Genomic DNA, 15,831 nt, shown 5'->3' with positions numbered 1-15,831 from the left:
TAAAAACGCCAAAATCCCCCTCGGGGGATTCCTTGGTAAAGAGTTTACACAAAATTATTGACAGACCCCAATCAAACACTTATTTTTGACACCAATTAAAGACACCATTCACTATATCAACAAGTTTAGTGGACTTGTGGTTTATGGTACAAAGGATGAAGTGTTTAATGATCAACTTGCAAACCAAATTAACATAGACAAAGACAGGAAGGTCATTGAAATTCCTAATGCAACTCATGCTTTAGAGACGAATCGAGTTGAGGAAAGTATTGAGATTCTAAGTAAACTTGTAAGGATATATATGGATTTTCTAAATAAGTAATCACTGTAAGTTAAACAAAGTGACTTCGTCTAATGCCTTACCACACTTCGGCGTGCACGCCTAATAGAAAAGGGCATCCCGCAAGATCTTGGATCTGTTGGGATGCCCCTTTTGAGTCAAATATACGCTTTACAAGCGTCAGTTGATATTTTGTATCTTCGCAGGCGATGGAGCCGCGCTGGCTGACTTTCTTTTAGCCAGATCCATCTTACGCTGCAGCATGCCAAGCACAAGATCCGCAACGATCGCCAGCACAGCGGCAGGAATGGCACCTGCAAAGATTCGGAGGGAGTTATTGCTGTTTAGTCCGGCATAGATTTCCCGTCCCAGCCCGCCTCCTCCGACGAGAGGAGCAATCGTTACCACGCCGATGGCGATGACGGCGGCAATGCGCAGACCTGACATGATATAAGTCAGCGCAAGCGGAAAACGCACTTTAACGAGCATCTGGAAGGGGCTCATCCCAATTCCTTTTCCAGATTCAAGATAGCTGGGATCCACCTGTTTTAATCCGACGTACGTATTACGTGCAATTGGATTCAGTGAATACAGGAAGAGTCCCACCATGACCGTTTTCGTTCCGAGTCCCATCCATAACATGAGAACCACGAGCATGGCCAAGCTCGGTACCACCTGCAAGATGTTGGTGATAAACAAAATGATCTTGGCAACCCATTTGCTCTTAGAGCAGAGAATGCCAAGCGGTACTCCGACGATGAATGCCAGTCCCAGACCGATAACCACCATCGTAATATGCTGGATGAAATACTCCCAGAGTAACCCCTGATTTCGTGATATATACGACAAAAAGTCGGCAAATGTTAAATGTTCACTTTCCATGCTTACCCTCCTTTAGCTTTTCAAGAGACCCTGCTCTTTCAAGTACGCGATTGCGACCTCTCGTTCGCTTTTCTTCTCAATGTCCACCTGATAATTAAGCGATATCATCGTATCTGCATCCAAATGACCGATTAAAGGCGCTATCGTATCCTGGATTTCAGGATGCTTCTTCAAAAGGTCCGAACGCAATACCGGACTTGCATCATATGGAGGGAAGAATTGCTGGTCATCCTGAAGCGTCTGCAATTGGTAGGCTTTCAGCCGGGAATCCGTAGAATAGGCCAACACGATATCCACCTGCTCATTGGCTACCGCACTGTATACCAAGCTGATTTCCATAGGGAACACCTGACCGAATTTAATGTCATATGCTTTGGAGAACGCCGGATATCCATCCGTGCTTCTCTCCAGCCATGTGGTATCTACCCCAAGTTTCATACGATCCATGTCTTTTTTGACATCGGAAATTTTGGTATATCCATTGGCTTCGGCCAGATCCTTTCTTACCGTGAACGCGTAGGTGTTCTCAAAACCCAGAGGGTTCATCCAGGTGAACCCGAAGTGTTCCTGAAATCCATCTTGAGCTTCCTTCAAAACTTTGGCGCGGTCTTTCGTACCGCTGATCGGAAAATGGTTGTTGAAAATCTCACCGGTATATAATGTTGCCATCTGAACGTCGTTTCTTTTCATCGCATTAATGACCAATGAACTTGATGCCAGATCCGGGATAATATCCACCTTCAGATCGGTTTGATCTTCAATCAGAGCTTTATACATTTCAGCCATAATCTTGGTTTCGGTATAGGTTTGAGTCCCGATCGTAATCTCGCTTTGAATTCCGCATGCGGAGGTTAAAGCGGCAAGAGTCATCATGCAGATTAACATCGGAGCCCATGTAAGCTTTTTCAGTTTCATCACGCCTTCCTTATTCCGTCCGGCTTGCTGTCTACGGTTGATGTGACTCATATCGCAGCGTCCCGGGTCTGAGTCTGATGGTAGTATTTGCTTAACCAGCCCTCAAGCAGCCCAAGCAGACCGTCAGCTACAAGTGCCAGGAGAATGGCACCAATGCCACCGATGAAGATCATCTCAGGCTTGTTGACACCAAGTCCAGATACAATAAGCTGGCCTAAGCCGCCAGCACCAATCAGAGAAGCCAGTGTTGCCCAACTGATGATGTACACGGTCGTAATGCGGATACCGGACATGATGTAAGGAAGCGATAAGGGAAGCTGAATCCTCAAAATCGTTTGGGCGGTGCTGTATCCCATCCCCCTAGCCGAATTGAGCACCCCTTTATCCACGGAGTGAAAACCGTCATAGGTATTCCGCAGGATGGGCATGAGGGAGTACAAAAACAGCGCGAGTATGGCCGGCTTCATGCCGATGCCGAGCAGCGGAATCAGAATAGCCAGAAGCGCCAGGCTTGGAACCGTCTGAAACAGGTTTGTAATGAAAAATACGATGCTGTTCATCCAGCCTATCCGGTTGTATACGAGCAAGATACCGATCGGTACGGCAACAACAGTCCCCAAAAGCACGGCAGAGAATGAGAGGACCAAATGCTCCTGCAATGCATTTAGAATATCCGGATAACGATCCGTGATAAAACTCCAGAATGCGTTCATATTACTCATCCTCTCCGATTAGCACCGGAGGAACCATCGTTGGATAGACTTCGGCCAAATGTTTAACCACACTGCCTCTTGTGATCAATCCGAGGAACCGGTTATTACTGTCTATGACAGGGAGATTGCTGAGCTGATGGCTGTCCATGATTTCGATGGCCTGAGGAAGCGTGCTTCCCGAAGCCACGGAAAAACGGACCGGGTGCATAACGTCCGCCACCGTTTTGCCTTCCTCGCCGTATTGGTCGAGCACTCGGTAGATCGAAACCGCTCCTTGAAGCTGACGGTTACGGTCCACGATCAGCAGCGAATCGACCCGCTTCATTTCCATCATCTTGATGGCTTCAGCTAATCCCCTGCTCGGGAATGCCGTGACCGGATTCGTAATCATCACTTCATCTACAAGCGGAATTTCATAGGCGCTTTCATTTTCATTTTGCAGACGTTTCGAACCGATAAAGTCACGTACAAACTCGTTTGCCGGATGCCGTAAGATGGTGTCTGGTCTACCCGTTTGAATCACTTCACCATCTTTCATCAGAACGATGGTATCCGCAATTTTAATAGCTTCATCCATATCATGCGTCACAAAAATAATGGTTTTATTGAGCTCCTGCTGAAGCCGGATTAGCTCATCTTGAAGCTGCTCACGGCTAATGGGATCCAGTGCGGAGAATGGCTCGTCCATCAGGATAATATCGGGTTCAGCTGCCAGCGCTCGAACTACGCCTACACGCTGCTGTTGTCCGCCGCTAAGCTCGGATGGATAGCGCGTACCATAAATGGTGTGGTCCAGTCCAACCATGTCCAACAATTCATTTACTTTTTGATCTGTTTTGTCTTTGTCCCACTTCTTCAGACGTGGAACCACGCCCGCGTTCTTGGAGATATTCATATGTGGAAATAAACCAACGCTTTGAATGACATAGCCGATATTGCGCCGCAGTTCAACCGGATTCAATCTCGAGATATCCTTACCGTCAATCAGGACTTTGCCCGATGATGGCGTATTGAGCGCGTTGATCAGCTTCATGGTAGTCGATTTGCCACAGCCGCTCGGTCCGATGAGGACGGTAATTTCCCCTTTTTTGAATTCAAGATTAATGTCTTTCAGCGCGTGAAAGCCATTATCATAAACCTTGTTCACATGCTCCAGTACTATCATTCAATCGCCCCTTTGCAAGCAGTATCCATATTATGCGGAGCATTTGGCATATCATCCATCGAGACCCAAAAATTGTTGAAGGAAAAGTGTGGTGCCAGAGATAAGGGAAGGCGTCAGCCTTGTTATGTAGAAATGGAAAATGAAGCTAAGCAAGTTAGCTTTAAAAGAAATCAAAATGGAATAGGATTAAGCGCATGATTAAGGGGTGGAGAAAGATCTAAGAGGAAGCCCTGAGGGTACTAACAATTTAAGTTAAAAATCATCGTTATGGTATTGACTTACATACCCAAAATTCCACCTTTATATGCATTGTAGCTTTCCAAACTGTGCAATCCCTTGTTACATCCATCCGAAGAAGTATTCCAAGCCTGTATGCCCCTGTTCGTATTCGGGAAAATATGCGTTCTCATACATGAATCCCTGTTATACCTGCGAGAATCAAGCAGCTATGTCATGGTACCACTGCTTCCCTCGGCCCAAATGGATATATGCAAAATGTGTAAGCAGGCAACGAGTCCCTATCGAGTAGGACCGTATAACTGCCTTATGCATTAATATGTTTAATACTATTACCCAGTTAGCATTAGTTTGAAACATGTATACAGAACGATTATGAATTTTTAGTACTTCGGGTCCAGAACTGTCCATGAAGCAGACCCGCTCTGTAACGACATTGCTCAACCGGAAAGTATGGGCGATCCAAGTTTTGAGATTTTCGAGTATTGTACTATGATAAACTTGATTCCATTGATTCGAACGATGGTATGGGAAGTCCCCTTTAAGGAGTGGTAGATATGGCGCGTGTGTTATTTATTAATGGTGGATCTGAGGGACATATCAATCCAACGATTGGCGTTGTGCAAGAGCTTATTTCGCGTGGAGAAGAGGTCGTGTATTTTTGTATAGAAGCTTTTCGGGAGCGTATCGAGAAGACGGGGGCAACCGTTCGAACATTTGATGATCAAAAATTTATTAAAGCCTTTATCTCAGGTGGGAGAGATTATTTGCTCGAAAGAGTCAACGGTCTTTTACTTACGGCAAATATCGTCATACCAAGCGTTCTTGAACAGATCAATGGAGAGCATTTTGATTATATCATTCATGATTCCATGTTTGGTTGCGGTCGTTTACTTGCTCAAATTCTTAAGCTTCCTGCAATCAACTCTTGTACTACTTTTGCGCAGACAAAAGAATCATTCGATAAGGTGCTGGAACCATTTTTTATAAATGTCTCTGCAGACATCGTTAAACCTATACACGATAAATTCAAAAGCCTGACGGCAATGGTGCAGGAAAAATATGATGTGAAGATCGATTCGTCTTACGAAGTGCTTTGCAATCCTGCGCCGCTTACGATCGTTTATACAACAAGAGAGTTTCAACCTGATGAAGGAGCATTCGACCAAACGTATAAATTTGTAGGTCCATCCATCTCTTCACGATTAAAGCAAGAAAACTTTGACTTTACTGCAATCGAGGGGGAAAACCCCATTTACATATCACTGGGTACAGTGTTTAATCATGCAACGGATTTTTATAAGCTTTGTTTTGAGGCATTTGGGAACACGGATCATACCATTGTCATGTCGATTGGGAGTAAAGTCCAAATTTCTGATTTAGGGGAAATTCCTACAAACTTTATCGTGAAAAATTACGTTCCACAAACCGATGTACTGCAGTACGCTAAACTATTTATTACACATGGTGGAATGAATAGTGCCCATGAAGGTCTTTATTATGGGGTTCCGCTCATTGTAATCCCACAAAGCGCAGATCAGCCAATCATAGCGGGGCAAGTTGCCCATATCGGAGCAGGCATTACACTACAAATGCAAAGCTTGACTGCAAATCAACTACGTGAAGCCGCAGATCATGTGTTAAGCCTCTCATCTTTCAAGAAAGCTGCTGCCAATATTAGGGGATCCTTTCGACAATCAGGTGGGTATCATCAAGCTGTTGATGAGATTTTTGAATTTAAAAGTCAATGTAGATCTGAATAATGAGTGTGTATTGGGAAGAAACACGGGGCCGACAAGATCAAGAGCACAGCCAGGAAGCTATTGCAGAGATATTCGGAAGCTTAGATGTGCTACATGGCAGGCGATAAGTCAATAGATAAATGATTGAACTAGTGAGGAGTGGTAGTGGATTAGAGGAAGGATTAACATCAGATAACAAGAAATTCGCACTACTGGAGCTCTATAATGGAGAAATCATTGGGGGCGCTATGATATTTATAGAAAGCAATCAAGTACATAATCTAGGACGGATTTTTATTGATCCAAACTATCAGAATCAAGGACTCGGTAAGAAAGTAATGAAGAAAATTGAAGGAAGTTTTCCGGATAGTACAAAATGGTGGCTTGATACTCCTAGGTGGAGTGTCAAGAATCATCACTTCTATACAAAGTGCGGATTCACCAAAGTCAGAGAAGAAGAGGATCTATATATTTTCGAGAAGACTTTTTAGTTCCACATCAGGAGTGAAAATGACAATCTCAGGATAAATAGCAGATGAAGTTCCATCTGGTGGAGACTTAATTACCTTGCATGTGTTTTTTTATAAGCATGATTTTAGTTTCAAAAAAAAGGGAAGAAGAAGTAGAATGTACTTAAACTAACGAGTGTTAGTAAGCTGATACTGAAATAAATTAACCTGAGAACTGTGAGGAAATGAAGATGACGAAAAAGCTGTATTACGAATCCGCTTATATTCGGGAGTGGGAGACACGAATAACTCGCAAACTGGAGCGGGAGGACGGAACTTATCTGGTAATGGAGGAAACGGCCTTTTATCCACACGGTGGAGGGCAGCCCTGTGACCTGGGGTGGATCGATAACATTCCCGTTCTTGATGTTGTTCAGGAAGAAGGAGAAATTCTACATAGAGTCGAGCGTTTGGCTGAGAAGGAAGAGGTTAGCTGCCGTTTGGATTGGGATAGAAGATTCGACCATATGCAGCATCATAGCGGCCAACATCTTCTGTCTGCCATCTGTCTGGAAGTATGCCAGGCGGAAACACTCAGTTTCCACCTGGGTCAAGATTACGCTACGATTGATATCGCCCGATCTGACCTGTCTCAGGCCCAACTGATGATGCTGGAATTGGAAATTAACGATCAGATTTACCTTAATCGAAAAGTAACGAATTATTTTGTGAGCCGGGAGCAGGCTGCTGCCCTGCCGCTGGTGAAGCAGCCTAAGGTAACCGACGATATCCGGATCGTTGAAATCGAAGGTATCGAATATAACGCTTGTGGAGGTACACATGTCTCCGCAACAGGTGAGATCGGAATGATCAAACTACTGAGAGCCGAGAAGCAGAAGGGGCATATGCGCATCTATTTTAAATGCGGATATCGAGCGTTGAATGAATTTAATGCCGGAATGGAGATTCTAGGCAGCCTATCGGCTAGGTTTAATACCGGAAAGGAAGAGATTTTAGACCGGATTGCAAAATGGGATCAAGAACAGAAGCAGCTCCAGGCTGATTTGAACGCCGTGAAGGCCGAGAATGATGCTTACCTGGCAGGAAAGCTATTGGCAGAACGTCAAGGCAGCCTGATCAAACACGTTTTTGCGGACAAGCCGTTGAAGGATATGCAGAACCTGGCGGCAAAGCTCACCGAAGAAACTGACGATATCGTGCTCTTCGTGTCCAACGCGGACAATAAGGTAGTCCTCGCTCAAGGAGGAAAGAGCGGACTTGCCTGCGGTGCGTTCTTCAAGCAGCACCTGGCCGATTATCGCGGTAAAGGCGGAGGCAGCGAAAAGATGGCACAGGCTGGTTTTGCAACCGGGGAGGATGCCATGGCGTTTTACCATTTTGCTGGGCAGTCATTAACGTCATTTGATGAAGAATAAGTGATCCATAAGCAGAAGCATCCAAGCTGCTTATGGAGCACGCTTTTTTATAATGATGTCGAGCATGGGCGTGGATTTCATATAGTGGGACTTACGCCACTTAGTCGTCAGATGTATAATCATGGAAGAAGCTCAGACAACAAACGCCCCAGCCTAAGATAAAGCTATCTAAGGCTGGGGCGTTTCGTGAATACCAGAAAGGTTAGATGACAGGTTCGCAGACCATTAACGATTCTATTTAAGGAGCTGATACTAAATGAGTGTACAAATAAAAAGTACAAACCAAGTTAGACTCGTGTCAGATTTACAGAAAGCTAGCGAGTACTATTCGAATGTTTTAGGATTTACTGTAGATAGTTGGGGACACGCAGTAAGAGATACCGTGGGATTCTTATTACAACAAGCTGCTAAGCTAGAAGATGTGAAACCTAATGAAAGGTCAATTTACAGTAGTCAGAATTGGGCAGGTCCGCCTACTGGATGGGATACATATTGCTATAGTGATTACGACGGAGTGGTTTCAATATACGAAGAATACAAATCAAAAGGGGCAGTTATAGCATATGCTCCCGTTCCAGAAGATATGGGAAATCAGGAATGGTTAGAATTTGGTGTAAGAGATTTAGATGGATATGTAATTGTGTTTGGTGGGGGCAAACCAAAACAGTAGATGCTTGAACTAATGGATCTGGAGTATTCGAAGGAGAAAAAAACATCATTTAACAAAGCATTCACGCATCCAGTCTTAGGTCCATCGGTCCGCGAGAAGCACCATCAGAGAGGTGATGTCAGCGGGCAACCCTGACTGGCTAAGATAAGTACTATCTATACTGGTGAGGGTTCGTGAATGCAGAAACAAAATAAGAAATATCCGGAAATTCTTACTGAAGGGAAGTTCAAGGATGCATACAGTTTATCAAAGCAACTCTTATAAAGGATCCCATCAAGCATCGCCTCGGTCCGGGGAGGCTCTAAAAGTTTAAAAAAGCGAATTTTTCAATTGGTCGATATTAAAACTAAAGCATTTTGTCCTAAACCGTGAATCCATTATTGATGGAACGGTTAATGGGGGAGAATGGAGCGAATACAGAAAAAGTTCACACTTAAGTCGGTGAGATGTCATGAATGTAAGAACGTCAGAGTAACACACGAGAAACTTATGAATGCCGTAATGTTATCAGAAATCATTGTAAACACACATTTTAGAAAGAAGGAAGTGAGATGAAGTGAAATCTCCTGGTGGTTCGATATTTCCTTATTATTATAAGGGCGGTGAAATTCATTGTCTAAAGTATGGGAACAAATATAAAGATGAAGAAACGCTTTTTGAATTGATGAAACAAGAAGAGGATTTCATAATCAAAACAAACAAGAAATTAAAAATATGGGTGGATATGTACACAACACCGGTGACAAGTAAGGTTCTTCAAGAATTAATAAATAATCTAAAGAATTTAGATAACTATATTGAGAGACTATCCTTTGTCGGGTTATCTGGAATAAACGAATGGAGGTTAAAAAGAAGTATCAAAAAAGCAGGATTTACCCTTAAAATATCTTATTATTCTGACCCTGAAGAGGCCAAGACATGGTTAGTAAGTGAAAAATAAAATAAATGAGGGTCTGACTGTGAATCTGGAATATAAAATCAATGATAACTGTATTGTCAGCGAGGTTGAAGAAGTGTTTATTCGATCAGGTATCAGGAGACCGGTAGGCGATTCAGATCGAATTCAGAGGATGATAGATAATGCAGATGAGATTATAACGGTAAGAGAAGGAAGTAAACTGGTTGGATTTTTAAGGGCAATTACAGATTATTCATATTGCTGCTATATTTCAGATATTGCAGTGGATACGGACTATCAAGGATTAGGGATTGGCAAAGAACTAATAAGAATATTGAAGGACAAATTAGGAGAAGACGAAATTCAATATGTGCTCACTTCAGCACCGAAAGCCGTAGGATTCTATGAGAGGATCGGATTTGAACGGGCAGATAAAGCATTTGTAATAAAAAGAAAAAGGAATTGACGATATAGATCAAAAATCCTCTCTGGTTCGTTAATACAAGAAACTTACACGCTACTTAGCGTAATGAAAATCAATAATCAATAGAAACGGTGATATAAAAATGATAACAGAACTGAATAAATCAGAATTTTATAAGATAAGACATATTACGAATAAGTGTAAAAATATCGAGGTTAGGGCTGTAGTTAGCGGGAATAACCCGGGTGGGGTCTATGCAGATCATCCAACAGAACCCACAGCAGCATTAATTTGGATTGAAGGACAAAAAGGTTTTCAAATTGTTGGAGATGCTCAGAGTAAAACATTTTTAACAGGATTAGAAGAATACATGAGAAGTCATGTAGAACCCCAACTACAGAAGCAAAATATTAATTGGGTCGAGATTGGCCTTGATCCTGATCCTTGGGATAAAACGATACAAAAGATTTTTAAAAAGCGCGACATTTCGAGTGATACTCAACATGTGTTCAGATTAAAAGGGAATCCTCAATCTATTGAATTTCAAGATCAAGAAGTGAATATTCAACGGATAAGTTGTGAGTTATTGAAGTCAAGACGATTGGAAAACCATTCGTTTTTAGAAAGCAAAATATTACGGTTTTGGGATTCTACAGACTCTTTCTTAGAGCAAGGCTTCGGATACTTTGTTGAGGATAATAACAATGTGGTGAGTTTATGTTTTTCAGCATTTGTTGTGGATAAAACGCATGCAATTGATATCGAAACTCTTGAAGACCATAAAAGAAGAAATTATGGTGCTGCAGTAGCTCGGGCATTTGTTCAGGAATGTCTACAAAAAGGAATTCATCCATACTGGGACTGTACTCCGGAAAATGCAGGGTCTATTCGACTTGCAGAGAAAGTTGGAATGTCCCCTGATTTTGACTATCAAATATCCTACTATGGTTTATCCTAATAGCACTGTTATAAACCTGTACGAAGATGAGGGATCGGTTAAGGGGAAGAAAGCCAGTTGGGACACATTCATCACTCTAAGATGGGAGCATCTAAGGGAGAGGGACTTTCGTGATTGAGAGGAAATTATACGAAATATTCTAAATCGAAATGAAGGAGTCATTGAATGAAGCTCATTTCTCAAACCTCAATAAATAATGGCGTAAGCATTCACTACCTTGATTCTCATCCTGATTCAGACTGTTCCCTAACTCCACTTCTCATATGTCCTGGTCTCTCCGAAACAGCAGAAGAGTATCAAGATTTACTTGAATACCTAATGCCGAGAAGATGTATCGTATTATCTTTTCGAGGAAGAGGCCAAAGTGACACCCCGCCGAATGGTTTTGATTTGAAAGACCATGTTACTGATATCGAATCTGTAGTGAAAAGCACGGGGATAAAGCACTTTCATTTATACGCCTTTTCAAGAGGTGTGTCTTACGCTTTGGAATATACCAGATTACATCCTGAGCAAATTGGCAAATTGATAATCTTGGACTATCCCTCTCTACACAAAGCGATGCACATGGATTGGTCTATAGACTATATTGAAAATTATTTAGTAACCTTCAACCGTTTGTCTCATATCCGCCTGGAAGCGGTTATGGGAATTCAACGAGAATCGATACAAAAATCCATAAAGTTTAGTTTTGAAAAGCCCGTACTTGTTATGAGAGGGTTATTGGAAGGCTCTTTAATATCTAATGAGGAATTGGAAGAATATAAAGAACAATTTTCTAATCTGCATATAACTGAACTAAAGAATAGCGGACATGACGTTCGAAGCACGGAAAAATCAAAGCTATATAAAATCATAAAAGAATTTGTAGAATAAAACCAGGTAAACCGGATCTGTAGGCACGAATCTATGAAACTTCCAGAGATAGTAGGATGATAAAAAAGGAGACGTTATGGAAATCGAACTTATTCCTGTCACAGTTCAAGAGAAAGAAACATTATCGAACATGTATCAATTTTATCATTATGATTTTAGTCAATATACTAATGAGGATTTAAATGATGATGGAACATACGGGGTGAACCTTGATTTCTATTGGGAAGGTGACCCTAGATGGAACCCGTATTTCATAGTATCGTCAGGAGCAATTGTAGGATTCTTGGTTGTGCTTTTTGAAAACTTAGACACGGATCCAGACCCAACGCATGTAATTTATGATTTTATGATTTTGAAGAAATATAGAAGAAACGGGATCGGTCGCACCGCAGCTAAACAGGCATTTGGGTTATTCAAAGCAAATTGGAAAGTAGCTCAGATGGAGAGTAATATATCTGCCATATCTTTTTGGAGAAACGTAATCAGTGAATATTCCAAGAATAATTACACGGAGAGATACAGGGAAGATTCAAAGAAATACATTCAAGAATTCAGTACAAAGAAGTAACATCAGACAGTGTGTGAAGTTATTTGAAAGGTGAAGTGATTTTAATGAATTCTGGGGTGAGTCAATGATAATAAGAATTGCGACTAAGGAAGACATGGATCAACTCATTCAAATGAGATGGGATTTTACACTTGAGGACGATCTAGAAGGAAAATTACAAAATGAAACCTATAGTGACTTCTACGAGGAGTGTTATGAATTTTTATTGAATGCTTTTCAAAGTGATATTTGGAGTATATGGGTTGCTGAAGAAGACAGCATGGTCGTGTCCAACATCTATATAGAACTCATACACAAGGTACCGAGACCAGGGAGAGTCACACATCCATTTGCATATATGACGAATGTATATACGAAACCTGATTATCGAGGTAAAGGAATAGGAAGTGAATTAATATCAAAAATCAACGAATGGGCAAAAGAGAATAAATATGAATTTATTATAGTATGGCCCAGTGATGAAGGGGTTGATTTTTACAAAAAGAATAGATACCAGCATTGCAAAGAACCAATGGAAAACATGTTTTGTGAGTAAAACAGCCGGTATGAGTTCTAGAAGGAAGAAGCGTGAAGGTAATTCAAGAAATGCATATTGCATTTAACAACAGCTTCACGCATTCACCTTTAAAAATAACAATTCAACGAAAGAGAGTGAGTCCTGTGAAAGTAGTCGAGCTCCATGAAATGAAATTAGTCGGAATATGAGTAGTAAGTCCAGGTGACCAGTATGTCAATGAGATCCCCAAGGCTTCTGTTGAACTTAAAGAAAGATTGCATGAGATTCGTGACGTTGTAAACCCGGCAAGACTTATCGGTGCATTCATCGTTGAGGATGTAACGGAAGAGGAAGATGGTTACTGGGTATGTGTTGAGGTCAATGACATGAAACAAGTTCCTGAAGGGATGGTCTCTTTAGTCATTCCAAAACAAAAATATGCAGTCCAACGACATCAGGGGCCTAATCATGAAATTAGAAATACATATGAAAAGCTCCATCACTGGATACGAGAAAATAACCATGAACGATTGCTGAGATCCTGGCATCTGGAGATTTCGGATGAATGGGGACATGGAGAAGTAAATCATATGGAAACAGACTTGTATGATACCATTAGATAGATTTGAAGTGATATTGAATGTTGATCCGTCAAGAATACTTGATTGAGAGGTGTTTCATTTCACCGGAATAAATTGCGCCATCTGGTACTTGCTGTTATAATTTTGCGTATGATATGTGATTGGGGGTTATACCGATGGCAATACTGAATTGCTCATTAGCTAGGAAGTCCTCATGCAAAGCCTGATCTGGGGCGATACTTTGCGTGGGGTGCGATAGGATGAATTCGATCGCCCAACCTTAACTTTATCGTTTCTAATAACAGGCTTTGCACCTTCATTTTTAATAAAAATAAGGGGCTGAAAGCTATGAGTACACCATTTATTAGAAACCACCAGTTTAATATGATTAAAAAACAATCGGAGTTCCTTCTGAAAACATTGCGAACGGTCGCGGATCGAAAGGTTTTGGAAACGGTTAGATATCGTGCCGTAACGAACGCTATGGAAGCATTTCCGTCTTTGACAGAAGAACAGAAGCGGATGCTGGGAGAAATATCAACCATCGAGAAGGCTGAGGATTTCCAAAAATATCTTAACGCATTAGAACCCTATCTGGAGCCTTATCCGACGATTACGCTGAAACAGATTCAGAAGCTATTTCCTAAAAATAAGAAACTGAAAGTTCCGGATCTGCAATCGATCGACTTTCGATATGTAACGTATTTGGGCTGGGTGGATATTGCCACTAACAAGTTATTTATCGTATATCCGTTCGAGGGAAGATTCATCGGGATCGAGGGAAGAATTACCCCGACCAACAAGAAAGGGTACTGTCTGTTCTGCAACCGGCAACAGGAGCTTGCTTTGTTCTCGGTCAAGACCAAGCCAGCCGTCGCTTCTCCGGATAATCTTTCTTTCATTGGCCAATACGTATGTTTGAATAGCCAGGCATGTAATCACAGCATTACCGATACAGGCGCACTTGAGAAGTTCCTTCTCTTCGCCAGCAAGTAAACACAGTAACTAGAATAGGCTGCCTTCAAGGGCAGCCTATTTGTACTATGCTCCCATTTGAAGGACATAAAAAACCATGAAAGGTCGTTGTAACATATGAACCATGTAAGATTGGCTAAGCCTCAGCTTAAGCTTGAAGAAGAGTATTTATCATTTTATCAAGAATGGAAAGAATCCGGTGAGAATATGATTCCTTGGGTCATAAGTAAGGATCCAAGTGATTTCCAGGGAATGGTGAAGGAACTCTCTAATCAAGAGGAGGGCATTGGTGTAAAGAAAGGCTGGGTTGCCGATTCAACCTTTTGGTTGGTCGATAATCATCATAGAGTATTAGGTGCAGCTAATATTAGACATCAATTAACCGAACATTTATTTAATGCTGGGGGGCATATTGGCTATGGAATCCGACCCTTAGAAAGATTGAAAGGCTATGCGACTAAACTATTGGAATTGTCCTTGATTGAAGCCAAGAAACTGGGGATAAACGATGTATTAGTTGTCTGTGATGCCGGTAATGTGGGATCGGAAAGAACCATTATCAAGAACGGTGGGAGGCCGGATACAGATTACATTGAGGAAGATGGAAACGTAATCAAAAGATATTGGATTAAGAATACGTGACAGTAGTGAGATCAAGATCAGTTTCTATAAGCAAACAGGATATGCTATCGGGGCTCTGTTTTTTCATTTGATGAAGGCTGAGCCCCGCCATGTATCTAACTCTTTTACTCTAGGGAAGAAAAAACGATGTAGTAAAGGACTCAAGAGTGTCCGTATCTTATGTCGTCATCTTCTTTGGGGCCTTAGTCAAGAATACGATGCAAGTGACCAAAACAACAGCTAATGCGATCCACTGCGAAGTAGCGAGCGCACCCAACTGGCCTCGGATGATATCGCCTCTGAAAAATTCGATAATAAATCTCCCTAAACTATAAAAAATGAGATATAGACCTGCTATTAGGCCGTTAGGTCTTTTTCTTCTTGCCATATAGATCAGGATGAAAAAAATAGAAAAGCTAAGGACGCTTTCTAATATTTGCGTAGGGATGAGTTTGACATTATTCGGGGCAAGCTCGGATTCGTGAAACGTAATTCCAAACCAACCATCCGTTTCTTCACCATAACAGCAGCCGGCGAGAAGGCAGCCAATCCTTCCAAAGCCTTGCGCTAATGCAAGGGAGGGCACAAAAAGGTCAAGATATTTCCGAAAGTTTATCTTTTTGATCCTACAATAGACATAACCAACCCCAATCCCCCCGATAATTCCACCGTATACCACAAATCCTTCCGAAAAATTCAAAACCATTGAAGGATCATGGATGATATTGTTCATTTGGGTTATCCAAAACAAAAGCTTAGCCCCGACCAATCCGCCTAATAAGCTCCAGAAGGTTAGAGAGGAAACATGAGAAAGTTCTAGTTGCTTAGATGCTGTTCTATAAACAACGACCTTGTAAGCGATAAGGATTCCGATCGCGATCATCAATCCATATCCGTAAATGGTCACAGGTCCGATACGAATGAGTTCATTGTGCATATGTTCAT

The 15,831-nt window shown here is 41.8% G+C and carries 18 protein-coding genes; 13 read left to right on the top strand and 5 right to left on the bottom strand.

From position 1 onward, the window contains the following. Positions 1-460 precede the first annotated feature (460 nt). From CRG97_RS23020 to CRG97_RS23005, 4 genes are read right to left on the bottom strand one after another with little or no spacing between them, the layout of a single operon-like run. Positions 461-1,162, bottom strand: a complete 702-nt coding sequence (locus CRG97_RS23020; RefSeq protein ID WP_098747824.1) for an ABC transporter permease — start codon at positions 1,160-1,162, stop codon at positions 461-463. A gap of 12 nt (positions 1,163-1,174) precedes the next feature. Then, entirely contained in the window at positions 1,175-2,128 is a 954-nt protein-coding gene (locus CRG97_RS23015) for a glycine betaine ABC transporter substrate-binding protein (protein ID WP_098747821.1), read from the bottom strand. Beyond that, complete coding sequence (locus CRG97_RS23010; RefSeq protein WP_098747819.1) at positions 2,125-2,790, bottom strand: ABC transporter permease; 666 nt, start codon at positions 2,788-2,790, stop codon at positions 2,125-2,127. Before CRG97_RS23010 ends, CRG97_RS23015 begins: the two co-directional genes overlap by 4 nt. 1 nt (position 2,791) lies before the next feature. Continuing rightward, positions 2,792-3,955, bottom strand: coding sequence for an ABC transporter ATP-binding protein (locus CRG97_RS23005; protein ID WP_098747816.1), 1,164 nt, complete (start codon positions 3,953-3,955; stop codon positions 2,792-2,794). Positions 3,956-4,749: 794 nt separating this feature from the next. Between CRG97_RS23005 and CRG97_RS23000 the strand changes: the two genes are divergently transcribed. The 13 genes from CRG97_RS23000 to CRG97_RS22940 all read left to right on the top strand — a co-directional run bounded on the left by CRG97_RS23000 (position 4,750) and on the right by CRG97_RS22940 (position 14,907). Next, on the top strand, positions 4,750-5,955 hold the full coding sequence (locus CRG97_RS23000; RefSeq protein ID WP_098747813.1) for a macrolide family glycosyltransferase: 1,206 nt from the start codon (positions 4,750-4,752) through the stop codon (positions 5,953-5,955). Between the two features lie 119 nt (positions 5,956-6,074). Continuing rightward, positions 6,075-6,425 (top strand): GNAT family N-acetyltransferase, encoded by a 351-nt coding sequence (locus CRG97_RS22995; protein WP_098747811.1) that lies wholly within the window; start codon positions 6,075-6,077, stop codon positions 6,423-6,425. A 209-nt stretch (positions 6,426-6,634) separates the two neighbouring features. Then, positions 6,635-7,819 (top strand): alanyl-tRNA editing protein, encoded by a 1,185-nt coding sequence (locus tag CRG97_RS22990; protein WP_098747808.1) that lies wholly within the window; start codon positions 6,635-6,637, stop codon positions 7,817-7,819. Positions 7,820-8,075: 256 nt separating this feature from the next. Further along, the gene (locus tag CRG97_RS22985; RefSeq protein ID WP_098747805.1) at positions 8,076-8,489 is read left to right on the top strand and encodes a VOC family protein; all 414 of its coding nucleotides are present in this window, start codon (positions 8,076-8,078) and stop codon (positions 8,487-8,489) included. Positions 8,490-9,045: 556 nt separating this feature from the next. Continuing rightward, positions 9,046-9,429, top strand: a complete 384-nt coding sequence (locus CRG97_RS22980) for a hypothetical protein (protein ID WP_098747803.1) — start codon at positions 9,046-9,048, stop codon at positions 9,427-9,429. Positions 9,430-9,448: 19 nt separating this feature from the next. Then, complete coding sequence (locus tag CRG97_RS22975; protein WP_098747858.1) at positions 9,449-9,853, top strand: GNAT family N-acetyltransferase; 405 nt, start codon at positions 9,449-9,451, stop codon at positions 9,851-9,853. A gap of 100 nt (positions 9,854-9,953) precedes the next feature. Continuing rightward, positions 9,954-10,769 (top strand): GNAT family N-acetyltransferase, encoded by an 816-nt coding sequence (locus CRG97_RS22970; RefSeq protein ID WP_098747800.1) that lies wholly within the window; start codon positions 9,954-9,956, stop codon positions 10,767-10,769. Between the two features lie 165 nt (positions 10,770-10,934). Further along, on the top strand, positions 10,935-11,645 hold the full coding sequence (locus tag CRG97_RS22965; protein ID WP_098747798.1) for an alpha/beta fold hydrolase: 711 nt from the start codon (positions 10,935-10,937) through the stop codon (positions 11,643-11,645). Between the two features lie 76 nt (positions 11,646-11,721). Next, positions 11,722-12,213 carry a GNAT family N-acetyltransferase gene (locus CRG97_RS22960; RefSeq protein WP_098747795.1) on the top strand — a complete coding sequence of 164 codons (492 nt, stop codon included), beginning with the start codon at positions 11,722-11,724 and terminating at the stop codon, positions 12,211-12,213. A 64-nt stretch (positions 12,214-12,277) separates the two neighbouring features. Then, the gene (locus tag CRG97_RS22955) at positions 12,278-12,748 is read left to right on the top strand and encodes a GNAT family N-acetyltransferase (protein WP_098747793.1); all 471 of its coding nucleotides are present in this window, start codon (positions 12,278-12,280) and stop codon (positions 12,746-12,748) included. Positions 12,749-12,951: 203 nt separating this feature from the next. Then, positions 12,952-13,332 (top strand): GyrI-like domain-containing protein, encoded by a 381-nt coding sequence (locus CRG97_RS22950; protein ID WP_343225208.1) that lies wholly within the window; start codon positions 12,952-12,954, stop codon positions 13,330-13,332. A 306-nt stretch (positions 13,333-13,638) separates the two neighbouring features. After that, positions 13,639-14,286, top strand: a complete 648-nt coding sequence (locus tag CRG97_RS22945; RefSeq protein WP_098747790.1) for a FusB/FusC family EF-G-binding protein — start codon at positions 13,639-13,641, stop codon at positions 14,284-14,286. Between the two features lie 96 nt (positions 14,287-14,382). Then, entirely contained in the window at positions 14,383-14,907 is a 525-nt protein-coding gene (locus CRG97_RS22940; RefSeq protein ID WP_098747787.1) for a GNAT family N-acetyltransferase, read from the top strand. 157 nt (positions 14,908-15,064) lie between these two features. Here CRG97_RS22940 and CRG97_RS22935 read toward each other — a convergent pair whose 3' ends face one another. Then, positions 15,065-15,823, bottom strand: a complete 759-nt coding sequence (locus tag CRG97_RS22935; RefSeq protein WP_098747785.1) for a prolipoprotein diacylglyceryl transferase — start codon at positions 15,821-15,823, stop codon at positions 15,065-15,067. Positions 15,824-15,831 lie beyond the last annotated feature (8 nt).

The sequence above is a fragment of the Paenibacillus sp. EZ-K15 genome (assembly GCF_002573715.1).
In the GTDB taxonomy this organism is placed as follows: Bacteria; Bacillota; Bacilli; order Paenibacillales; family Paenibacillaceae; genus Paenibacillus_AQ.
This window is presented reverse-complemented; position numbering and strand designations above follow the sequence as displayed.

Coding starts and splice junctions, on each gene's coding strand:
- CRG97_RS23020 (WP_098747824.1), bottom strand. CDS start 1,162: ATGGAAAGTGAACATTTAACATTTGCCGACTTTTTGTCGTATATATCA.
- CRG97_RS23015 (WP_098747821.1), bottom strand. CDS start 2,128: ATGAGTCACATCAACCGTAGACAGCAAGCCGGACGGAATAAGGAAGGC.
- CRG97_RS23010 (WP_098747819.1), bottom strand. CDS start 2,790: ATGAACGCATTCTGGAGTTTTATCACGGATCGTTATCCGGATATTCTA.
- CRG97_RS23005 (WP_098747816.1), bottom strand. CDS start 3,955: ATGATAGTACTGGAGCATGTGAACAAGGTTTATGATAATGGCTTTCAC.
- CRG97_RS23000 (WP_098747813.1), top strand. CDS start 4,750: ATGGCGCGTGTGTTATTTATTAATGGTGGATCTGAGGGACATATCAAT.
- CRG97_RS22995 (WP_098747811.1), top strand. CDS start 6,075: ATGATTGAACTAGTGAGGAGTGGTAGTGGATTAGAGGAAGGATTAACA.
- CRG97_RS22990 (WP_098747808.1), top strand. CDS start 6,635: ATGACGAAAAAGCTGTATTACGAATCCGCTTATATTCGGGAGTGGGAG.
- CRG97_RS22985 (WP_098747805.1), top strand. CDS start 8,076: ATGAGTGTACAAATAAAAAGTACAAACCAAGTTAGACTCGTGTCAGAT.
- CRG97_RS22970 (WP_098747800.1), top strand. CDS start 9,954: ATGATAACAGAACTGAATAAATCAGAATTTTATAAGATAAGACATATT.
- CRG97_RS22965 (WP_098747798.1), top strand. CDS start 10,935: ATGAAGCTCATTTCTCAAACCTCAATAAATAATGGCGTAAGCATTCAC.
- CRG97_RS22960 (WP_098747795.1), top strand. CDS start 11,722: ATGGAAATCGAACTTATTCCTGTCACAGTTCAAGAGAAAGAAACATTA.
- CRG97_RS22955 (WP_098747793.1), top strand. CDS start 12,278: ATGATAATAAGAATTGCGACTAAGGAAGACATGGATCAACTCATTCAA.
- CRG97_RS22945 (WP_098747790.1), top strand. CDS start 13,639: ATGAGTACACCATTTATTAGAAACCACCAGTTTAATATGATTAAAAAA.
- CRG97_RS22940 (WP_098747787.1), top strand. CDS start 14,383: ATGAACCATGTAAGATTGGCTAAGCCTCAGCTTAAGCTTGAAGAAGAG.
- CRG97_RS22935 (WP_098747785.1), bottom strand. CDS start 15,823: ATGCACAATGAACTCATTCGTATCGGACCTGTGACCATTTACGGATAT.